Here is a 22,066-nt window from a genome sequence, read left to right on the forward strand (position 1 = left end):
TGTTGGGGTTGGAACACGCAGTGTACTGGGAGTTGCAAAGCCGCGCGACGGCCCGTCGGGGATTATTCGCTGGCCGTTCGCCACCAGCTGGGAAACATCTGCTGCACCCGGGCTTCGGCGAAGCGCTGGTCGATCAGCACCAGCACGCCGCGGTCCTGGTCGCCGCGAATCACGCGGCCTGCCGCCTGGATCACCTTGCGCACGCCGGGGTACAGGTAGGCATAGTCGAAGCCTGCGCCAAACTGGCGGCCCAGGCGCTGCTTGAACTGCTCGTTGACCGGGTTGACCTGGGGCAGCCCGAGGGTGGCGACGAAGGCGCCGATCAGGCGCGTGCCGGGCAGGTCCACGCCTTCGCCGAAAGCGCCACCGAGCACGGCAAACCCGACCCCCTGGCCATCGGCAACGAAGCGCTCGAGAAACGCCTGGCGCGCGGCTTCGTCCATGCCGGGCGCCTGGGCCCACAGCGTGATGCCCGGGTGCTGCTCGGCCAGCAGGCCGGCCACTTGCTGCAGGTATTCGAAGCTGCTGAAGAACGCCAGGTAGTTGCCGGGCTGGCGCTGGTACTGCTCGGCAATCAGCGCGACGATCGGCGCCAGCGAGGCGTGGCGCTCGTGGTAACGGGTCGACACCTGGCTGGCGATGCGCACTTGGAGCTGCTCGGCCCGAAACGGCGCGGCCACCTCCAGCCAGGCGGTATCGGCCGGCATGCCCAGCAGGTCGGTGTAGAAATGCCGGGGGCTGAGAGTGGCGGAAAACAGCGTGACGCTGCGCGCCGCCTGCATGCGCGGGCCAAGCAGCCGGGCCGGGTTGACGTTGCGCAGGCACAAGGTGGCCAGCCGGCGCTTGCGCGGGCCCTCGCGCTGGGTGATGTCGAACAGGAAATGCTCGTCGAACAGCTCGGCAACCCGGCTGAACTGCAGGGCCTGGTAGAAAAACTGCAGCACCTGCGGGTCCAGCTCGGTGGGCTGCTGGTTGAGCCGCTCCTGGATCAGCCCGATGCATTGCTGCAATGCGCTCAACAACCCCTCGGGCAAGCGCTCGCTGGCTTCATACGGCGCCCGCTGCGCCTTGTACAGGGCATTCCATTGGCGGTTCAGGCGGTCCAGCGCGCTGGTCAGGCCCGGCGGTTTGCTCTGGCGCAGGGCGAGCAACTGGCCCTGGTCGAGGCTGGCGCTGTACATGCCACGGCCGCGCTCGACCAGGTTGTGCGCCTCGTCCACCAGCACCGCGACCCGCCACTGGTTGGCCTGGGCCAGGCCGAAGAGCAAGGCATGGGCATCGAAGTAGTAGTTGTAATCGGCGACCAGCACATCGACCCAGCGGGCCATCTCCTGGCCCAGGTAATACGGGCAGACCTGATGCGCCAGGGCCACCTCGCGCAGGGTGTCGCGATCGAGCAAGGGTCGCTGCGCCGCTGCCTCGCGTGCCGCCGGCAGGCGGTCGTAAAACCCCTGGGCCAGCGGGCAGGACTCGCCGTGGCAGGCCTTGCCCGGGTATTCGCAGGCCTTGTCCCGGGCGATCAGCTCCAGGGTGCGCAGGGCCGGTTGGGGCGACGCCGCGTGCACCTGGCGCAGGGCATCCAGGGCCAACGCCCGGCCCGGGGTCTTGGCGGTCAGGAAGTACAGCTTGTCGAGCTGCTGCGGGACCATGGCCTTGAGCAGCGGAAACAGCGTCCCCAAGGTCTTGCCGATGCCGGTGCTGGCCTGGGCCATCAGGCAGCGCCCGGTGCTGACGGCCTTGTACAGGGTCTCGGCGAGCTGGCGCTGGCCCTGGCGAAACTGCGGGTAAGGGAACGCCAACGCCTGCAAGGCCCTGTCGCGCTCGGCCAGGCGCTGCTCCTGGCCCTGGGCCCAGGCCAGAAAACGCCTGCACTGGGTTTCGAAGAATTCGCGCAGCACTTCAGCGCGGTAAGGCTCGCTGATCAGCGTCTGGCCGTCGTTGTCCACGTCCAGGTACACCAGCGCCACCTCGATGGCGGGCAACTGCCGCGCCTGGCACATCAGCCAGGCATAGACCTTGGCCTGGGCCCAGTGCAGCTGGCGATGGTTGGCGGGCTGGCGGGCGAGGTCGCCGCGGTAGGTCTTGATCTCTTCCAGGCGGTTGGCGACGGGGTCGTAGCCATCGGCGCGGCCGCGCACCTGCAGGCCTTGGTACTGGCCTTCGAGGGCCACTTCCGCCTCATAGCCCGCGGCACGCCGCGCCACGACCCGGCGGTGGCCTTCGATGCCCTCCTGGGCGGTGGGCGACGGCGTGAAGCGCAGGTCCAGGTCACCGACCTTGGCACTGAACTCGCACAAGGCGCGCACCGCCACCTTGTAACTCACGCCGGCTCGCTCCAGCGCACATGGCAGACCGCCACCTGCAGGCCGTGTTCGGCGCAGAAGGCCAGCCAGCGCAGTTGGTTGTCTTGCAGGCGATCGCCCGGCCCCTTCACCTCGACCATGCGGTAGGCCCCCTGCTCGGGCCAGAACTGGATCAGGTCGGGCATGCCGGCGCGGTTGTTGCGGATGTCCTGCAGCAGGCGCAGGAAGCACTGCTTCAGGTGCGCCGGCGGCAGGCAGGCCAGGGCCTGTTCGAGCAAGGCCTGGTCGAGCATCGGCCAGAACACGAACGGAGATTGCAAACCGTGCTTGGCGGCAAAGCAGTCGAGGATGGCCTGGCGGTGGCTGCCATCGTCGAGCCGCCCCAGGCAGGCGTCGAACAGCGCGGCGCGGCGCAGCTGGAAGTCGCTGTCGTGCAAGTCTTGCGGCGCGGCCTGGAACGGGTGGAAGAAGGCGCCGGGGATCGGCGCGAAAATCGCCTCCCAGCACAACAGCCCGAACAGGCTGTTGAGCAAGGTGTTTTCCACGTAGTGCACCTGCCCGCCGGCTTCGGCCAGGTGCTGGCGCACGGCCTCCTCGACGCCCAGCGCAGCGAGTTCACGCGGCAGTTCCAGCTCGATCAGGTGCGGCGCCGTGCTGCGCTGGCGCGGCTGTGCAGGCCCGCCGAGCTTGCGCGCCAGGCGCGGCAACATGCGCTGCAGGGCCTGCACTTCGAGGGCATTGGCGGGTGCTGCGGCCAGTTGCATGGCCAGTTCGTGGGCTTGGGGCCAGCGCTCGCAGCGTTCCAGCACGCGCACCTGGCGGATGCGTGCTTGCGCATGGTTGCTGCGGGCATAAACCGCCAGGGCCAGGTCCCAGTCGCCTAAGCGTTCGCACTGCTGGCCCAGGGCGAACAGCAGCCGCCCGTGGCGCCGCGCCAGCCAGGGGTTGTCACTGCGCCAGTGGGCCAGGGCCTCGAGGATCACCGCCGGCGCCTCGCCCTGCTCCAGGCGCTCGGTGCAGTGGTGCAGGGTCATTGCCAGGTCGATTTCGCTGCGCTGCTGCAAGGCTCGGGAACCGGGGCTGAACGGCACCTGCTCGTAGCGCAGCAGGCCCAGGTCGGCCAGCACGAAGTCCGACCAGTCCTGGTACAGGTTGCCGAAGAACAGCAAGCGCATGCGGTCGCACAGCGGCTGCAGGCACCACTGCAAGATGCCCACCGGCGCCTCGGCGAACCAGTGCGCCAGCGGCCGGGGTGGCAGGGCCAGGGCTTGCAGCTGGGCGAACAGCTCGCTCTTGGCGGCGCGCGGCCGGCTCAGTTGCCCGGCAAAGCCGTGGGCGAGTTCGTCCTTGCGTAGCAGCGCGAACAGCTGCTCCAGGCTCAATTGTTCAGGCTCGCGTACCCAGCCCAACGCCTGCAGGGGCTGCAGTGCGTGCAAAGTATCGCCAATCTCGGCGTAGTCGAGCCGGTCACTGCGAAACAGCTCGCCCTTGCGCATCACCATGCGCACCATCAGCGCCTGGGCCGGCTGCTCCAGGGCGGTGAAGGCCTGCAGAAAAGCCAGCTCCTGGGCGTCGAGCAGGTCGGCGTAGCGCTGTTCGACCCACTGCAATACCTGGCGGAAGTTGTGCAGGTAGTACAAAGGGTCTTCGACGGAATGGGCGATCACGGGCAAGGTCGGGCAGCAGGAATGGACACTGTTTATACATACAGATAACACGCACTGGCAAGCACCATGGATCGCATTCCCCCACGGCCGCGCATCGGCCGACGAAAGGTGCCTGCTCGCCCTTCTTCAGCCGCCTGGCATCGCCAGCGCTTCGCCCAACCTGCCCAAGGCCTCGGGCAGCGCGCCCAATTGCTCCCCGGTCCAGGTCAGCAACAGGTAGTGCTGGTAGCGCCCCTGCAGGCTGAACTGCGACCCCGCCAGAACCAGCAACGCGGTGCCCGCCGTCGCCGACTCCAGGCGCTGCGCTGGCACCGGCTGCAGCATGCGCACCCACACGCCATGGCCGCCTTCCGGCAGGCTGAAGGCCAACTGCCCACCCAGCTGTGCGTGCAATAGCTGGCAAAGCTGCCGCATCACCTGGCCCAGCGCCACGCGCCGGCGGCTGAGGTGCTGGTCGATCTCGCCCTTGCCTAACATCTGCGCCAGCGCCTGCTGGCGCAGCGGCGGCAACTGGTAGGCACGCCGGGCAAACGCTTCGCCCAACACCGGGTGACGACCCAGCACATAAGCGTAAGGCGCCTCGGCGCCCACCGTGGCCTCCAGCGAACCCAGCACCAGCAACCAGCGCTGATCGACGCGGTCGCGCAGGCGCATGGCGGGTAATGCGGCAAAGCAGCGTTCGCTGTCCAGGTCGTTTTCCAGCAGCCACACCGGGTGCCCTGCCAGCATCCGGGCCACTTGCTGCTGATCCTGCACCGAGATCATCTGCCCACCCGGCAGGCTCAGGCACGACGGCATGATCAGCATGCGCACCGAACCTTGCCCGAGCATCTGTGCAAGGCTTGCCAGGTCCAGGCCGCCCTGGCTGTCCCAGGGCACTTCCAGCACCTGCATGCCAAGGCGCTGCAACACCTGCAGCAGGCGCCAGCAGCAAGGTGATGCCACCACCACCGTGCCGCCCTGCAGCGCCAACGCCGTCAGCAGCGTTTCCAGCACGGCCTGCACGTCGGGGCCCAGGTGCACGTGGTCGGCCTTCCAAGGCGGGTGGGCCGCGCGGTTGTAGCGGTGGGCCAAGGCCTCGCGCAGGCGCACGCCTGCGCCGCCCGGTGCTACCGGCAAGGCTTGCGCACGTTGGCGCGCCAGGCGCCGTTCATGGGCGAACAGCGTGCGCTCCAGGCCCGACTGCAGCGGCTCGGTACTGCGCTGCACACGCGCCTGGGCGGTGTTCACGACAAGCTGGGCGAAGTAGCCGGATTTGGCCACCGAGCGCACACGTCCCTCATTTTCCAGAAGGCCATACGCGGCCTGCACAGTGGCCAGCGACACCCGCAGGCGCCGGGCCAGGGTGCGCAACGACGGCAGGCGCTGCTCGCCGCCACGTTGCGCCTGATCGACCAGCGCCTGCAAGTAGCGATACACCTTGTGGTAGGCGAACTCTCGCCCCATCAGCGGGCTGCCTCGCGAGCCAGCCAGCGCAGTTGCACATCACGCCGCGCCAGGCCCGTCAGCAGACGCCGGGTGGCGCTGTGCAGGCGCCCGCCATAGATGGCGCGCAAGTGCCCAAGGGCAAGGCCACTGGTGTTGACCAGCCAGTGCTTGACCGCATCCGGGCAGGTTTTGCCCTGCAGGGCGCGGTGCAGGTAAGGCAAGGCCACCAGCATGTCCGGGTGGCGACAGCGCAAGAAGCGCTCAAGGCCCCGCCCGCGCTCGGCGAACGGGCCATACAGCATGCAGATGAGCTGGGCCTGGTCGATGCCATAGGCCTGGGTGAAGCGCGCCTGTTGCGGCCCTGGCTGACTGCCCGACGCCCGCTGCCCGACCAGGCGCAGGGCCTCGCGCCGCGGCGAAGGCGCCAGGCAGCGGGCGTGCAGCTCCTGCAACTGGGTCAGTGCCAGCGGGTCCAGGTAGGCCGCCAGCGGCGTGGCATCGTGGGCAGGCTCGGTACGGTGGCCTATCATGCGGTCGAGTTCACCTTCGTTCACCAACTGGGGCAACAGGTCGTCGATCGCCAGCAGCCTCAGCGGTGCCTGTTCGGGTTGCTCATGGCCGGGCATTTCCGGCTCACCCACCGGCAGGCTGGCCAGCCCATGCAATTGGCCCAGGCGCTCGGCCAGGGCCGCCAGGCAGGGCTGCTCGATGACCAGGCCGTTGTCCCCCGCCAGGCGCAGGCTCCGGCGCGCCCAGGCCAGGTAGCGGCGCCGCTGGCGCAAGGGCATGGCAGTGACCAGTGCGTCCGCACACGGCTGGCCTTCGCACGCCAGGCCCACCGCCGCCGCTAGCTCCAGGTGCAGCCGGCTGCCCAGCAGCGCCTCGGGCCGCGCGTCGGCCAGGTGGCCGAACAGCAGCAAGGCATCGCGGGCCAGCAGCCAGGGCTCGCCGACCCGGGGCTGGCGGTTGAAGGGTTCGACCATGCCGGTGTTGACCATCTGCAAGTCAACGCGCGGGTCGTCATGCATGAACAGCGCATCGAAATTGCGCTCGTGGTGCTGCAGCAAGGCGCCGCTGGCTGCCGGCAGGCCCACCACCCGCACCTGCAGTTGGAAGGTCACCGGCGCGCGCAGGGCGATGCTCAACTGCGCCGCGCGCAAGATGGCCAGCAGGCGCGTGCTGCGGGTATCGGCGCCCTGCACCACCAGCAACCTGAAGGTGCCGATGTAATCCGGCCCTCCGGCCGCCAACAGCAGGCGCTGGATCAGCAGCTGCAAGGAAGCGCGCTGGGGTTGCGACATATGGGCCAGCAAGCGTTCCAGAACTTGTTGGTAGATATAGTGCATTGCCTGATCGTGAATATTGCTCACGGCTTACCTCACTGCTTCAGTCATGCACCGCACAGTTAGTGTCTGCACGAACAATTGCGCGGTGAAATTAATCTGGGAAATTTCCTGTTTGAAGTCAGGAAAACTGAAGTAGCTAAACGCTGTCGCCAAGCCATGGAGAAAAAGCACCCCCTTCGCCCACCCACCGCCTGGCGCCCAGAGCCGCCGCGGGGCCTCGCCCTCTCCATCGCACGCTCCTTGCGTAAACTGTCATTGCGCCATTATCAAGTGTTGCCGAATGAATAAAAGATACAGACAGCGGTAAAAAAACCATGCAGGTTCAAGGACAAAACCAACCCACACAATCTCTTTATCTATAGGCGGCAGACGTTTGAAGGCAATAACATTGCGCAGCAATTTTCACTCGGAATGGATATAGGAAGATTGAACTTTAAATGTAGGAATTTTCTGTTTAACAGGCAGAAAAAACCCGGGACTCAGCCCGGGTCACTTTCAGGATGACAGCGCGTTCAGGGTTGCCCCATGTCCAGCACCACGCGCCCGCCACAAGGGCATTCGTCCATGCAGCGATGCGCCTCGACCACCTGGCTGAACGGAAACACCTTGATGATCTGCGGCGTCAGCAGCTGGTCGGCGGTGAACTGGTTGATGTCGCGCAAGGCCCGCTGCAAGGCCACCTGGTCCTGGCTGATGCCAAGCTCCGGCTTGCCGGTGAAGTTGCCGATGCAATGCACGTAGAACTGAATGTTCTTCTGGAACGCCGCACAGGCTGGGAACGGCGTCTGGTTGCCGCCCTGCAGGCCATACAGCACCAGGCTGCCGCGCGGCGCCAGCACATCGCCGAGCAACGACATCTGCGGCCCGCCCATGCCATCGAGCACCATGTCCACGCCACGCCCGTCGGTGTACTTGCCCACCTGCATCAGCAGGTCCTGCTCTTCGGTGACGATCACCTTGTCGGCGCCCAGCCCCAGCAGGTATTCACGCTGCTCGGGCTCCTTGGTGGCGGCGAACACCTTCAGCCCCAGCGCCTTGCCCAGCTGCACGAAGGCAGGCCCGGCGCAGTGGCTGGCGTCGGTCACCAGGGCGGTCTGCCCGGCCTTGGCCCGGGCCAGGTCGACGTAGGCGAAGTAGGCGATGAGCAACGGCGTGTAGTGCACGCTGGCCTCGATCGGCGTGAGCACGTCGGGGTAACGGGTGATGGCCGTGCGCGGCAGCACGATCACATCGCCATACACCGGGTGCTCGTTGGCGCTGGCGGCCGGGAAGCTGGCCACCCGATCGCCCACCGCGATATCGTCGACACCCTCGCCGACCGCCGTCACCACGCCCGCCATCTCACTGCCGATCCCGGCTGGCAGGCGGGCCTGGGTCGGTGCCAGGTTCTGCCGCCAGAGCACGTCGTACCAGCTCACGCCGATCGCCTCGACGCGGATCTGCACCTCGCCGACGGCTGGAGACGGTTCGGCCTGCTCCTCGCAACGGAGCACATCGGCAGCGCCGAACTTGTGGAAACGGATCATGCGGGACATCGCATACCTCGCCTTTGTGAATCTCGTATTACCACGGACTTTATCCGGGCTTTAGCCGTTAGACCATCAGTGGCCGTTAATAGTCGACATGCCTGTCATCGATTGGGCACCTGACTTTGCTGTGCATTGGCCCCCGGAAATCGGTGCAGGGTAACAGCCTTTGGCCTTAAGATTCACCCCTGCCCCACTTTAGGCGAAGCACACCGATGAATCGAAACGACCTGCGTCGCGTAGACCTCAACTTGCTGATCGTGTTCGAAACCCTGATGCACGAGCGCAGCGTGACCCGCGCCGCCGAGAAACTGTTCCTCGGCCAGCCGGCGATCAGCGCGGCGCTGTCGCGCCTGCGCAACCTGTTCGACGACCCGCTGTTCGTGCGCACCGGCCGCAGCATGGAGCCTTCGGCGCGCGCCCACGAGATCTTCGCCCTGCTGTCGCCGGCGCTGGACTCGATCTCCACCGCGGTCAGCCGCGCCGCCGAGTTCGACCCGGCCACCAGCAACGCGGTGTTTCGCATCGGCCTGTCGGACGACGCCGAATTCGCCCTGCTGCCGCAACTGCTCAAGCGCATTCGCGCCGAGGCGCCCGGCATCGTCCTGGTGGTGCGCCGGGTCAACTACCTGTTGATGCCGACCTTGCTGGCCTCGGGCGAAATCTCGGTGGGCGTGAGCTACACCAGCGATCTGCCGGCCAACGCCAAGCGCAAGGTGCTGCGCCGCAGCATGCCCAAGCTGCTGCGCGCGGACAGCGTGCCCGGCAGCATCACTCTGGACGACTTCTGCGCCCGCCCCCATGCGCTGGTGTCGTTCGCCGGCGACCTGTCCGGGTTCATCGACGAAGCGCTGGAAGAAATCGGCCGCAAGCGCCATGTGGTGCTGGCGGTGCCGCAGTTCAACGGCCTGGGCAGCCTGCTGGCCGGCACCGATATCGTCGCCACGGTGCCGGACTACACCGCCGATGCGCTGACCGCCGCCGGCGGCCTGCGCGCCGAAGACCTGCCAATCGAGGTGCGCAGCTTCGAGCTGCACATGGCCTGGCGCGGCGCCCAGGACAATGACCCGGCGGAGCGCTGGCTGCGCTCGCGCATCCAGATGTTCTTCGGCGACCCCGACAGCCTGTGACAGGCCCGCGATCACGCCAACTGGATATAAACCGCGTAAATCCCCAGCAAGATCCAGAAGCCGAGAAAGATCCAAGGCGTGCGCAGCGAGAACAGTAGCGATTTGCGGTGCCCTTCCCGTGAAGTCTCAGCCTCGCAGAACAGCGGCGATTCGTCATACGCCAGGCCCATCATCGGCTCGCTGCGCAGCAGGTGGCTCTGTTTGAGCTGCCAGTGCTCGATGATCCGGTAGGCGGCGCGGATGCCCGGCCAGGCATTCAATGAACTGAGCACGCCGAGCGATGCCAGAAACACCGGCATGAACAAGGTGAACATCTCGCCCCAGCTGGGGTTGAGGTTGTTCATCGATGCCACGAAGGCAATGACCAGGAACGACTGGGCGGCCAGGTAGGCGTCGGTGCGATTGGCCAGGATCGTGGTTTCGTACTGGATTTCGCGCCGGTAGAAATCCAGGCGCTCCTTGGGCGTGCCGAACATCCGCGCACTTTTCTGCTCGATCTCATGTTCAGGTGTGGCGGGCGTGATGATGCGAGGCACTCGGACACTCCAGGAAGTCGTTGGGCGGTGCCTGACCTGCGGATCTGGCCTGCACGCCGCCATTCCCTACAGTGATGCCAGGCCGGGCTGCTAAGTTCAGGCCAAATTGCTGGCTGGGCAGGATTTCCATCGGCGGGGTAAATGTAAAAAAAAATTTCAACGCTCCGTCGTGGTCAGAATCTCAGACCGAGTTGGAGATTGACCATGAAATTTGCCCAGTTCTGCCAATGGCTTGCCAACAATGCCGGCAAGCCCAGTACGTTTCTGATTGCCGTCATCCTGATCGCCATGTGGGCAGCTTCCGGCCCGTGGTTCCACTACAACGATACCTGGCAGCTGATCATCAACACCTCCACGACCATCATCACCTTCCTGATGGTCTTCTTGATCCAGAACACACAGAACAGGGACAACGACATCATTCATGTGAAGCTGGACGAGCTGATCCGCGCCACGAAATCGGCAGAGCGCTCGGTGCTGGACCTGGAAGCCCTGGACAACAAGGACATCCGCAAACTGCGCAAGGAGTACCGTGCCATGGGCAGCGCCTGCGAGCCCTGCCCGCGGCCAGTGGCAGAGCCGTCGGCAGATGGCGTGCGCGATAACCTGCAGCGCTAGCAGTGAGGCGCGGGTGTTGCTGGCCCGATTGACTACGCTGTGTAGCGGACCCCTTTCTGGCGCGCACGCTATGGCCACTGCTCTGATCATCGACCGATCGCCGCTGAGCGCCCTGGGCCTCAAGAGCGCCCTGGAAAACGCCGGCCACAGCGTGCAAGGCGTGGCCCACAACGGCCTCGACGCGCTCGACCTGGCGGCCCGCCAGCCCGCCGGCCTCATCGTTCTGGACCTGGACATCCCCAAGCTCGGCGGCCTCGACCTGATCAAGCGCCTGCACGCACGCCTGCCCACCACGCCCCTGCTGGTGTTCACCGCCTTTCCCGGCGAAGTCTACGAACCGCTGTGCATCGAAGCCGGCGCCTCAGGCTTCATCGCCAGGGACGACAGCCTGGACACCTTCATGGACGCCGTGAAAAAAGTGCTCGCCGGCAAGACCTGGTTCCAGGCCCGCGCCTTGCACGGCCACCCCGCCACTCAGGATGCGGCGCCTGGCGAGCAGCTCACCGCCCGCGAGATCACCGTGCTGCACTACCTCGCCGAAGGCTACCGGGTGAAGCAGATTGCCGATGAACTGGCGATCAGCGACCGTACCGTCAGCACCTACAAGTCACGCTTGCTGGAAAAGACCGGCACCCATTCGCTGGTCGACCTGCTGCAGGTGGCCAGCCGGCGCGGCTTTCTCGACGCCAATGCGAATACCCCCGCAGCGGGCGCCGGGCAATTCAACACGCTGCTCGACAAAGTGCCGTTTCCCGTCTCGCTGCGCGCCCCGGACGGCAGGATCCTGGTCGCCAACCAGGCCTTCCTCGACCTGATCGGCCTGTCGATGGACCAGGTCATCGACACGCGCCTGCGCGACGTCGGGATCATCGACCTCGAACACCTGGACTACGCCTACAAGACCTTCCACGCCGCCGTGGAGCAGCGCATCCCCTACATGCTGGTGGTGGCCGTGCAACTGCATGGCGAGCGGCGCATCTTCAAGACCAGCGGCCACCCCGTGCTGGGGGCCGACGGTGAATTGCTCGGCATGCTCAGCACATCGGTGGATATCGGCGAAGAACAACGCCAGATCGAGACGCTGCGTGAACAACTGGCCAGGCTCACCTTCCTGCGCAGCCGCCGCGGCCGCTACCTGCTGCAGCACGGCCAGCAGGTCGGCACTTGCCTGGAACAGGCCAGGCAACTGCTCGAGCGCCCCGGCGAAGTCGACCGCCACGCGCTGCTCGCCGTGCTGGAACAGGTGGCGGCCAGCGTGGCCCAGGTCTGCGAGGCCGTGCGCCTGGAGCTGGGCGAGGTCAGCCTGCAACCCGGCACCGAAGACCTCAATGCGCTCACCGCGCTTGCCTTGCAGGACAGCCCGGTCACCTTCGAAGTGCTTTTCACCCCGGCGGCCAATGCTGCCCACGCCTGGGTAGATGCCACCCGCTACGCCGGCTTGCTGCAGTCGCTGCTGCTGCACCTGCAGGCCCAGCGGGCACGCACGCTGACGATCGAGGCCCATGCCTTCGAAGGTGACCCGGGGCAACTGGACTGGACCCTGCAGCTGCAGGCAGCGGTCGCGCCCACCCCCTTCAGTGCGGCGCCGATCATTCACCTGGCCCTGGCCAGCAAGCTCTGCGCGTTGTTCCAGGGCGACCTGAAGGTCACGCGCGATGACCACACGAGCTTCCAGGCGACCTTGCAACTGCGCCTGCCAACCGCCGCCCGGGCACGCTAAATCAGGCGCGCACTACAGGCGTTTGCACGAACCCACCATTACCGCGCCGTGATGCCGGATCGATGATTTCTCCCAGTTGAAACATTCGGGAGAAACACCATGGACAAGCATTGCGAGCCAGTGGCAGGGCAGCCCCGCCCTGCCTTGACCGTTCTCTGCATCTCGATCGCCCTGGCGCTCGCCGGCATCGGCAGCCCGCAGGCGAGCGCCGTGGCAGCCGACCTGCCCCAGGGCGGCCAGGTCATCGGCGGCCAGGCGAACATTCGCCACGATGGCCAGGCGATGCAGATCGACACCGCCAGCGAGCGCACCGCGATCGACTGGCACAGCTTCAATGTCGGCCCCAACAACCAGGTCACCTTCAACCAGCCCAATGGCAAGTCCGTCACCCTCAACCGCGTGCTGGGCGGCGATCCGTCGAAGGTCTACGGCGCCGTCACCTCCAACGGCCAGCTGATCTTGGTCAACCCTGCCGGGGTCTGGGTCGGCCCCAATGCGCACATCGCCTCCAGCGCCCTGGTCGCCAGCGCCGGTTTCCTCACTGACGAACAGGCCCGCCAGTTTGCCGCCACCGGCAAGCTGGATATCCAGTTGAGCGGCCAGGTGGCCAATCACGGCCGCATCACCGTGCACGACAACGGCATGGTCGCGCTGCTTGGCGCGCAAGTGGTCAATGCCGGCGTGATCCAGGCGCGCAAGGGCCGCGTGCAGCTGGCCAGTGGCCCGCAGGCCACCCTCGATTTCCATGGCGATGGCCTGCTGAACATCGCGATCGGCGGCGCTGCGGGTGAGCGTGACAGCGTCAACGCCGACGTCACCGGCGGCGTGCACAACAGCGGTGAAATCGACGTGGGCAATGGCATCGTCGCCATCAGCGCCGCCCAGGCCGCCAGGCACCTGGACTCGGTGATCAACCTGGGCGGCAAGGTCAGCGCCGATGCGGTCAGCGACGACGGCGGCACCATCGTGCTGGGCAACGCGGCCCGCACCCATGTCGATGGCACCCTCAGCGCAACCGGCAGCAACGGCGGCTCGATCAGGGTACAAGGCAATGACGTCAACATCGCTTCCAGCGCCAGGCTCGACGCCTCGGGGAGCCAGGGCCAGGGCGGCAAGGTGGTGGTCATCGGCGATCAGGCCACGCACTTCGCCGGCACTGCCTCGGCCACCGGCAGTACCCGCGGCGGCGTGGTGGAAACCTCCGGCAAGCAGTTGACGGTCAGCGCCCAGGCCAAGGTCGACACCCGTGGCGCCAAGGCCAACGGCACCTGGTTGCTGGACCCTGAAACCGTCAACATCGACGATACCGGCAACGCCGGTTCCGTGGCCGCCAGCAGCATCGTCAGCAACCTGGCGCTTGGCAACGTGGTGGTCCAGGCCACCGACACCATCAACGTCAATGCCCCGATCATCGCCACCAACCTGGCCAGCGTCGACAACGACGGGCGCCGCGCGCCCGCTACCCTGGCGCTGATCGCCAGCGGCAACCCCGGCCTGATCAGCACCTACGAAGGGGCCGACAAGAGCCACGCCAACGGTGCGGTGAACATCCGCGCGCCGATCCTGCTCAAGGACGGCAACCTGTACATCAGCGCCACCGGCGACATCCGCCTGATCGACGACGCCCCTGCCGGCACGACCGGCGCAGGCGCCTATGCCAGGCGGGCGATCATCGACGTCGGCTCGGGCATCGCCTGGCTCAGGACCACCGACACCGCGTCGATCTTCCAGCACGACAACACCGCGCTGATTGCCGGCCACGCGGCGCTGGAAGGCGCCAGCGTGCGCATGGACAGCGGCCTGAATCATGCCGGCGTACTGGCCGGCAAGGCCAGCAACGGCATCTTCACCTTCAGCCAGACCAACGCCACCGGCACCGGCCCGGATACCCGCCAGGCCGTCACCGCCCCCCTCACCGGCGAGACGCTCAGCGGGGTCAAGGCCTACGCACTGACGGCGGTGGGCACCCAGCTGGTCATGGCCAACGGCGAGGTAGACCGCCAGGTAAACCTCGCGCCCGGCAATGGCCAGACCTTCGACTACGTCGTCTTCGAGGCGGTGAACCTGCGCGACGAGAACGGCAACGAGATCCCCCAGGCCGACGTGCTGCGCTACCTGGACAGCTCCGACTACCTGCTCTACGGCATCAGCTTCCGTGACGCCGACGGTGCGCTATGGCAGTTCAAGCCCAACCCCGATGACGTCAATGCCCCGATCGTCACGCGCAATGGCGAACACGTGGGGGTGCCCGTGGGCTTCTCGCTCAGCCCGGTCAACGGCACGCTGGCCGTCGGGGTGCTGACCGGCACCGGGTACTGGGGGGTGGACGGCGAATACCTGCCGGGCCCGGCCAACCAGCACGAACTGCAATACAAACCCGCCACCGATACCTCCGAGCAACTGGTCTTCAAGCTGCAAGGCCAGACCGATGCGCTGCTTGCCCAGATCGGCTGGCTGGCCGATGACCGCCCCTGGATGACGACCAGCGATGGCAAGCCGATCAGCCAGAGGAGCCTGCTGGAAACCGCGCGAGTGCAGTTTCTCTCGACCCAGGACAAGACCGACAGCAATGTCAGCCTGACCAGCCACCAGGCGCGGATAACCGCCACCCCCGTCGATGTCAGCCGCGAATATGGCGAGCAGAACCCGGCGCTGGGCCAGCGGGTGGACAGCAACGGCGCCACCACCGAGCAGGTGCGCGGTATCGACCAGTATGTGGATGCCCAACTGGGCCGCAGCGGCGTTACCCTGGCAGCGCCTTCGACCTCGGCCACCCAGAGCTCCGATGTCGGCCAGTACAGCATCGACGGCGGCATCAGCGGTGATGCCTTTGCCACCCAGCGCTACACGCTGCACAGCGACAAGGGCACGCTGACCGTGACCCCGGCCCAGCTGACCGTCACCGCCAAGGACAAGCACAAGGTCTATGGCGACCAGGACCCGGCGCTGGAGCATGAGGTTACCGGCGCCAAGCTGGGCCAGGCCGCCAGCGACCTGCTGCAAGGCGCGCTGCAACGCCAGGTGGGCGAAAACACCGGCCGCTACGGCATCGGCCAGGGCAACCTGGTGCTCAGCAGCGGCAACTACAGCATGGTGTTCAAGGACGGCGAGCTGACGATCACCCCTGCCCCCCTCCAGGTGCGCGCCGATGACAAGGCCAAGGCCCTCGGCACGGCCGACCCGGCGCTGACCTATCAGCTCGGCGGCCTGAAAAACGGCGACAACGCCAGCATCGTGCAAGGTTCACTGCAACGCGCCCCCGGTGAAGAGGTGGGCGCCTACGCCATCGGCCAGGGCAGCACGTTCCAGGCGGGCAATAACTACACCGTGACCTTCCACGACGGCGTGCTGACCATCGACGGCCCGCTGGCACCGCTGCCCCCCGAGCCGCAGATACCGGCCGACGATCCGCCGGCGCCGCAACAGCCCCCACAGCCCCCGCAGCCCGAAGCAGCGGCCGGCGATCCGCCACTACCGGCCCCGCCCGCACAGCCCGGGGTGCCGGCAAATGCCCTGCCGATGACCGCCCAATCACCGGGCAACACCCGCTGCACCGCGCTGGAATCGCCTTCGGCGGTCTCGGCCAACTACACCGTCTCGCCCGCCGTGGCCCGTACCTACACCGTGCAACTGATCTGCAAGCCGCGCGCCTATGGCGACGGCACGGTCAGCAGCGTGCCGGACATCCACGACGTACTGAGCTACGCCAACAGCCATTTCAAGGACGGCCGCTTCATCGTTCCCGACTGGAACCGCAACGTCATGCCGCGGGACCTGAAGGCGCCGGAAAAAGGAGGTAGATGATCATGAACCTGACCCTCAACCGCATTGCCGCCGCCGTGTGCTGCGCCTTGCTGGTGCTCTCTGCCCAGGCCCCGGCCGCGCCGCTGGGCCAGCTCAACCCCGGCCGGGTCGAAGTGCCCGACCGCAGTGGCAGCCGCAGTTCGCCAACGCAGATGCCGGGCACCCTGGAACTGCCGCAGACCGAGGTGGTACCGCAGGACGTGGCGCCCCCCGCAGAAATGACCGCGCTGCCCGCCAACCAGTCACGCTTCAAGGTGACCGAGGTGACCCTGCTTGGCGTTGCCAGCTACCCGGCAGCGACCTTCGAGCCGTTGCTGGCGCGCCTGCGCGGGCATGAGGTGAACCTCGCCGAGATCTACGCGGTAGCCGATGCCATCACCCAGCGCTACCGCCAGGCCGGCTTCCTGCTGGCCAAGGCCTACGTGCCTGAACAGCGCCTGCAGGGCGGCCGGCTGACGTTGCAGGTGTTCGAAGGCAAGGTCAACCAGGTCACCTTCAGCGGCCCCGCCAATCAGGCCCTGGAGCGCTATGCCGACAACATCCGCCAGCAGCAACCGCCCACCAGCGCCAACCTGGAGCGCAACCTGCTGCTGATGAACGACCTCTCCGGCAACGACAGCCGCGCCGTGCTCCAGGCCTCGCCGGTGCAAGCCGGCACTGACCTGGCGGTGGAGAACAGCCTGCGCAAGTACGAAGGCTTCGTCGGCTTCGACAACCGTGACAGCCGCTACTTCGGGCCATGGCAGATGTACGGCGGCTTTGGCATCAACGACTTGAGCGGGCGTGGCGACCACCTGGGCATCCGCGCAGGCAAGTCCATCGAAGGCAACAAGATGACCTTCTTCGAAGGCCAGTACGAGTTGCCGGTCGGCAGCCAGGGCGATGTGCTCAGCGTGCTGGCCCAGCACAACGATGGCCACGCCGACACCTATTCGTTCCTCGATGCCAACAGCTCCGGTGACACCCTGGCGGTGCGCATCACCCGCCCCTGGGTGCGCCAGCGCGATGAAACCTTCAAGACCTCGGCGGCCTTCACCTACTTCAACGGCCGCTCCGAATACCTGCACGAGCCCGACCTGCCGCCTTCCAGCGAAGACCGCATCCGCGCCCTGCGCCTGGGCGCCAGCTACGACTTCGTCGACGGCCACGGCGGCAAGAACCTGCTCAAGGCCGAGTACAGCAAGGGGCTGTCGGTCATGGGCGCCAGCAACGACAGCCGGTACAACCCGTCACGCGAAGGTGGCCGTACCGGCTTCAGCAAGCTGCAGGTCGACGCCCAGCGCCTGCAGGACCTGGGCGGCGTCATCAATGGCCTGAACCTGTACCTGGCCGCTACCGCCCAGACCTCGTTCGGCCAACCATTGCTGGCGCCGGAGCAGTTCGGTGTCGGTGGCAGTGAGTTCGGGCGCGGCTACGACCCCTCGGAAATCACCGGCGACAGCGGCGTCGCGGTCAAGGCCGAGCTGCAGTACAACCGCCTGCATGCGCTGGGTGGCCACGAAGTACCGAGCCAATACTACGCGTTCTGGGACGCCGGCAAGGTGTGGAGCGAAGACCCGGCCTGGGTCAGCCAGCAAAGCCTGGCCTCGACAGGGCTCGGGGTTCACCTGCAGGTATTCAAGGACACCTTCGTTTCGCCCGAGATCGCCTTCCCGCTCACCCGCGCTGTCTCTGCCCAGGAGCTGGACGACGACAACGGCAAGGCGCCGCGGCTCTACATCAACTTCCTCAAGCTGTTCTGAGACCAGGAGAAGGCCATGAAACGCTGGATCAGCAAGCTGCGCCGTCATTCGCACGGGCGGCGCGACTCGTCCCGAGCCGCACTCGAGAGTGCCCTGGCTGCGCAGGAAGCCATCAACCTAGCCTGGGTGGCGCAGCACCTGCAGGTCGACTGCGGCCCACACGGCGAACGGCTGCACCGCCGATGAACGCCAGCTAACCCCTGTAGGAGCGGGCTTGCCCCGCGAACACCGGCAAAGCCTGTGCCATGCACCGCACTGCCCGCTCCCACAAGCCGCTTATGACGTCACCTGGCCAAGGCCGCCATTTACACGCCGCTGCCGCCCATAAAGCGCAACCGTCGCACCCAACCCACACACCGCGGCGAACATCAGCCAGTAGGCCGGCGAAGCCTTGTCACCGGTTGCCTGCACCAGCAGCGTCGACACCGCAGGCGTGAAGCCGCCGAACAGGGCCGTGGCCAGGCTGAAGGCCAGGGAGAAGCCGACCACCCGCACGTTTTGCGGCATCACTTCGGTCAGCGCCGCGACCATGGCGCCGTTGTACAGGCCGAAGAACATCGAAAAGTACAACAGCACCGCCAGCAGGCGCTCGAAGCTCGGCGCCTGGGCCAGCCAGTGCATGGCGGGATAGGCGCTGAGGATGCACAGCACGGTGATCGCCAGCAACTGCGGGCGACGGCCGATGCGGTCGGACAGCGCACCGCCCAGGGGCAGCCAGATGAAGTTGCTGACACCCACCAGCAAGGTGACCACCAGGCTGTCGGTGGTGCTCAGTTGCAGCACCGACTTGCCGAAGGTGGGGGTGTACACGGTGATCAGGTAGAAGGTGGTGGTGGTCATCGACGCCAGCAGGCCGCCAGCCAGGACCGTGCGCCAGTTGTCGCGCATCGAGCGGAACACTTCGGCGGCGCTGGGGTGGTGGTTGCGTGCCTTGAACGCTTCGGTTTCCTGCAGCGAACGGCGAATGATGAAGATGAACGGGATGATCACGCAGCCGATCAAAAACGGGATGCGCCAGCCCCATGCGGCCACTTCGCCCGCCGCCATGTGGGCATTGAGGGCATAGCCCAGCGCCGCCGCCACGACGATGGCGACCTGCTGGCTGGCCGACTGCCAGGCGGTGTAGAAGCCGGTGCGGCCCGGGGTGGCGATTTCCGAGAGGTACACCGACACCCCGCCCATTTCCGCCCCGGCCGAAAAGCCCTGCAGCAGCCGGCCGAGCAGCACCAGCAAGGGGGCGAACAAACCGATGCTGGCGTAGCCAGGCACCAGGGCGATCAGCACCGTGCCGGCGGCCATGATCGACAAGGTCACGATCAGGCCCTTGCGCCGCCCCACCTTGTCGATATAGGCACCGAGCACGATGGCGCCCAGTGGGCGCATCAAGAACCCCGAGCCGAATACCGCGAAGGTCATCATCAATGAGGCGAATTCGCTGCTGGCCGGGAAGAACGTCTGCGAGATGTAGGTGGCATAGAAGCCGAACAGGAAGAAGTCGAACTGTTCGAGAAAGTTGCCGCTGGTGACGCGCAGGATGGCGCCCAGCTTGGAGCCTGTGCCTTGGGAGGTCGTGTTCATCATGGCTACCGTTGTGCTCGTTAATTGTTGTTGTAGAACCCAGGTGCTCGAGCGGTCAGTCGCTGCCCGCATTGATCGGGTTGGGTTGGCGCTTTTCGATGGCGTGCTTGAGCAGCGCGGCGCTGCGGAAGATGCCGTGGGCGAACTTGCTGTAGGGCATGGTCAGGAAAAACGCCATGACCAGGCCCAGGTGAACAGCCAGCAACAGCCCAAGGGCGGCGGTTTCACGAAACGCCAGCAGGGCCAGGCCGCTGGCACTGACCAGCAGCAGCAAGGCGATGAAACCGCGGTCCATGGGCTTTTGCCGGGCGTCGCCATGGGCCGGGTCGCGCCGCAGGTTCAGCCACAGCAGCCCGGCCGGGCCGACCAGCAAGCCCAGGCCGCCAGCGACGCCCAGCAGCACCGGCAGGCTCAGCAGCGGATATGGCGCCGCCAGGCCCAGCAGGTAGTGATAGAGCGTTGCGGTGCCGGTGGCCGCGAAGCACAGCAGGAATCCATAGAAGGTCAGGTGGTGGAAACGCCGGCGCCACAGGGTGAAGCGGTCGTCGGCGTTGTTGCAGCCTTCGCCATGGCCACCGTCCAGGTACTTGAGGGTGGCCACGCTGCCCGTCGCTTCCAGCGTGGCGGCGGTTTTCAGAGGCACCGCTGCGCTTGCTGGCGAGACCGCGCGCCAGAAGCGCCGCACACCGAGGGTCAAGGCCAGAACCGCAAAACCGAAGACCGCGCCGAACATCGAGGCCAGGGTGTTGTGCGGGAAGATGCCGTAGAAATTCCCGCCCGGCACGGCGCGCAGCAGGTTGCCCATCACCAGCAAGGTCAGGCACAGGAACAGGGCCAGCCCGAAACCCGAGGCCAGCGCCAGGGTCAGCCCGTTGCGCTGGTACAACTTGCCCAATGCCTGGGGCCAGGCGTATTCGGCGTAGGTGTCCAGGCGCACCTTGGCCATGGCCTGGGGCACGTTCACCGCGAACTCGTGGGGCGCGGCGTACTGGCAGGCATGCAGGCAGGCGCCGCAGTTGTGGCACAGGTTCGCCAGGTAGTGGATGTCGGCCTGGCCGAACTCCAGCCGGCGGGTCATGGCCGGGAACACGGCGCAGAAGCCTTCGCAGTAACGGCAGGCGTTGCAGATGCTCATCTGCCGTTGCACTTGTTCCTCGTGCACGTTCAGCACAGCAATGAGGTTGCTCGAGGCGGTGGGGTCAAACAGTTGCATGGCGCAGCTCCAAAGTGTTCATCGCATGGCCTGCGCTGGCAGCGGCCTGGACCCCGGCGATGCGGCCGAAGGCCGTACCGATGGCCATGCCGATGCCGGCGGTGTAGCCCTTGCCCAGGACGTTGCCGGCCATCATTTCCCCGGCCACGAACAGGTTGCGGCTGGGCTTGCCGCCAAAGTGCACGGCAGCGGTCTCGTCGGTGGCCAGGCCCAGGTAGGTGAAGGTGACGCCGGGCCTGAGCGGGTAGGCGTAGAACGGCGGCTTGTGCAGCGGGCGCGCCCAGTGGGTCTTGGCCGGTGTCAAGCCCTGGGTGTGGCAGTCGTCGAGCGCGGTGTGGTCGAAGGTGCCGGGCTGGCAGGCCTTGTTGTAGTCATCGATGGTCTTGAGGAAGGGCGCTTGCGGCAGCTTCAGTTGCCGCGCAAGCTCCGCCAGGGTCATGGCGCGGGTGCCGGGGAAAACCGGGGGCATGAAGCGCCCGATGGCCTGCTGGTCGATGATCGAATAGGCCTGCTGGCCCGGCTGGCCGGCCACCAGGCGGCCCCAGATGGCATAGCGCTTGGGCCAGAAGTCCTCGCCTTCGTCATAGAAACGCTGGCCGTCACGGTTGACCACCACCCCCAGGGACACGCAGTCGATGCGCGTGCAGATGCCGCCGTCGTACAACGGCGCGCGCGCATCGATGGCGACCATGTGCGCCTGGGTCGGGTCGCCGATCACGTCGGCGCCCAGCTCGCCCATGCGCTTGAGCAGCACGCCGGTGTTGAAGCGGGTGCCACGGATCAGGAAGTTATCCGACGGCCACTCGCCGCGCTCATTCTGGCCCCAGGCCTCGCGCAGCCATTCCCGGTTGGACTCGAAGCCCCCCGCCGCCAGCACGCAGGCCTTGGCCTGGATGCGTTCGGCGGGAAGGCGCTGGCCGTCCACTTCCCGCTCGCCAAGGTGCGCGGCGACGAACTGGCCATCGTGCAACTCGATGTCGGTCACCTGCGCGTTGTAGCGCACCTGCACGCCCAGGCGCTCGGCGCTGCGAAAATAGGCATTGACCAGGGCCTTGCCACCGCCCATGAAGAACGCATTGGTACGCGCCACGTGCAACGCACCGGACAGCGGTGGCTGAAAGTGCACGCCATGGGCGCGCATCCAGCCACGGCAGCTGGACGATGCGCGAATGGCAATGCGGGCGAGCTTTTCGTTGGTCAGGCCGCCGGTGACCTTCAGCAGGTCCTGCCAGTACTCCTCTTCGGGGTAGGCCTCGACCAGCACATCCTGCGGGGCATCGTGCATGCAGCGCAGGTTGCGCGTGTGCTGCGAGTTACCACCGCGCCAGGCTTTCGGGGCGCCCTCCAGCAGCAGCACGCTGGCCCCCGCCTCGCGGGCCATCAGCGCCGCGCAGAGCGCCGCGTTGCCACCGCCGATTACTAGAACATCGATCATCATCGCTCCTCAGTTCACAA

General features: G+C 66.6%; 15 protein-coding genes. 6 read left to right on the forward strand and 9 right to left on the reverse strand.

All coding sequences use genetic code 11. The features are described from left to right. Positions 1-62 precede the first annotated feature (62 nt). From B3E94_RS05405 to B3E94_RS05425, 5 genes are all read right to left on the reverse strand, one after another. Positions 63-2,324, reverse strand: a complete 2,262-nt coding sequence (locus B3E94_RS05405; RefSeq protein ID WP_286912619.1) for an ATP-dependent DNA helicase — start codon at positions 2,322-2,324, stop codon at positions 63-65. Next, positions 2,321-3,970 carry a VRR-NUC domain-containing protein gene (locus B3E94_RS05410; protein WP_286912621.1) on the reverse strand — a complete coding sequence of 550 codons (1,650 nt, stop codon included), beginning with the start codon at positions 3,968-3,970 and terminating at the stop codon, positions 2,321-2,323. The genes B3E94_RS05405 and B3E94_RS05410 overlap by 4 nt, the downstream gene beginning before the upstream one ends. 126 nt (positions 3,971-4,096) lie before the next feature. Then, positions 4,097-5,416 carry an aminotransferase class I/II-fold pyridoxal phosphate-dependent enzyme gene (locus tag B3E94_RS05415; RefSeq protein ID WP_286912623.1) on the reverse strand — a complete coding sequence of 440 codons (1,320 nt, stop codon included), beginning with the start codon at positions 5,414-5,416 and terminating at the stop codon, positions 4,097-4,099. Continuing rightward, on the reverse strand, positions 5,416-6,768 hold the full coding sequence (locus B3E94_RS05420; RefSeq protein WP_286912625.1) for a hypothetical protein: 1,353 nt from the start codon (positions 6,766-6,768) through the stop codon (positions 5,416-5,418). The genes B3E94_RS05415 and B3E94_RS05420 overlap by 1 nt, the downstream gene beginning before the upstream one ends. A gap of 488 nt (positions 6,769-7,256) precedes the next feature. Continuing rightward, positions 7,257-8,279 (reverse strand): zinc-dependent alcohol dehydrogenase family protein, encoded by a 1,023-nt coding sequence (locus B3E94_RS05425; protein ID WP_176517866.1) that lies wholly within the window; start codon positions 8,277-8,279, stop codon positions 7,257-7,259. A gap of 206 nt (positions 8,280-8,485) precedes the next feature. Here B3E94_RS05425 and B3E94_RS05430 point away from each other — a divergent pair, with 206 nt between their 5' ends. After that, complete coding sequence (locus B3E94_RS05430; RefSeq protein ID WP_236193791.1) at positions 8,486-9,400, forward strand: LysR family transcriptional regulator; 915 nt, start codon at positions 8,486-8,488, stop codon at positions 9,398-9,400. A gap of 11 nt (positions 9,401-9,411) precedes the next feature. Here B3E94_RS05430 and B3E94_RS05435 read toward each other — a convergent pair whose 3' ends face one another. After that, positions 9,412-9,936 carry a hypothetical protein gene (locus tag B3E94_RS05435; protein ID WP_176517867.1) on the reverse strand — a complete coding sequence of 175 codons (525 nt, stop codon included), beginning with the start codon at positions 9,934-9,936 and terminating at the stop codon, positions 9,412-9,414. 204 nt (positions 9,937-10,140) lie between these two features. Between B3E94_RS05435 and B3E94_RS05440 the strand changes: the two genes are divergently transcribed. The 5 genes from B3E94_RS05440 to B3E94_RS05460 all read left to right on the forward strand — a co-directional run bounded on the left by B3E94_RS05440 (position 10,141) and on the right by B3E94_RS05460 (position 18,006). Then, positions 10,141-10,554, forward strand: coding sequence for a low affinity iron permease family protein (locus tag B3E94_RS05440; RefSeq protein WP_286912626.1), 414 nt, complete (start codon positions 10,141-10,143; stop codon positions 10,552-10,554). Between the two features lie 70 nt (positions 10,555-10,624). Then, positions 10,625-12,274 carry a LuxR C-terminal-related transcriptional regulator gene (locus tag B3E94_RS05445; protein WP_286912627.1) on the forward strand — a complete coding sequence of 550 codons (1,650 nt, stop codon included), beginning with the start codon at positions 10,625-10,627 and terminating at the stop codon, positions 12,272-12,274. Between the two features lie 99 nt (positions 12,275-12,373). Beyond that, positions 12,374-16,078, forward strand: coding sequence for an MBG domain-containing protein (locus tag B3E94_RS05450; RefSeq protein ID WP_286912628.1), 3,705 nt, complete (start codon positions 12,374-12,376; stop codon positions 16,076-16,078). A gap of 2 nt (positions 16,079-16,080) precedes the next feature. Further along, positions 16,081-17,820, forward strand: a complete 1,740-nt coding sequence (locus tag B3E94_RS05455) for a ShlB/FhaC/HecB family hemolysin secretion/activation protein (protein ID WP_286912629.1) — start codon at positions 16,081-16,083, stop codon at positions 17,818-17,820. Positions 17,821-17,835: 15 nt separating this feature from the next. Continuing rightward, positions 17,836-18,006 (forward strand): hypothetical protein, encoded by a 171-nt coding sequence (locus tag B3E94_RS05460; RefSeq protein WP_286912631.1) that lies wholly within the window; start codon positions 17,836-17,838, stop codon positions 18,004-18,006. A 90-nt stretch (positions 18,007-18,096) separates the two neighbouring features. Here the strand turns inward: B3E94_RS05460 and B3E94_RS05465 are convergent, their stop codons facing one another. The 3 genes from B3E94_RS05465 to tcuA are packed head-to-tail and all read right to left on the reverse strand — an operon-like array spanning position 18,097 to position 22,046. Then, entirely contained in the window at positions 18,097-19,401 is a 1,305-nt protein-coding gene (locus B3E94_RS05465; protein WP_236236532.1) for an MFS transporter, read from the reverse strand. A 52-nt stretch (positions 19,402-19,453) separates the two neighbouring features. Then, on the reverse strand, positions 19,454-20,611 hold the full coding sequence (gene tcuB / locus B3E94_RS05470; RefSeq protein WP_286912633.1) for a tricarballylate utilization 4Fe-4S protein TcuB: 1,158 nt from the start codon (positions 20,609-20,611) through the stop codon (positions 19,454-19,456). After that, a complete protein-coding gene (tcuA, locus tag B3E94_RS05475; RefSeq protein WP_236236534.1) occupies positions 20,598-22,046 on the reverse strand; it encodes an FAD-dependent tricarballylate dehydrogenase TcuA in 1,449 nt (482 codons plus the stop codon). The genes tcuB and tcuA overlap by 14 nt, the downstream gene beginning before the upstream one ends. Positions 22,047-22,066 lie beyond the last annotated feature (20 nt).

This window comes from Pseudomonas sp. UBA6315 (assembly GCF_002438125.1).
In the GTDB taxonomy this organism is placed as follows: Bacteria; Pseudomonadota; Gammaproteobacteria; order Pseudomonadales; family Pseudomonadaceae; genus Aquipseudomonas; species Aquipseudomonas faucium.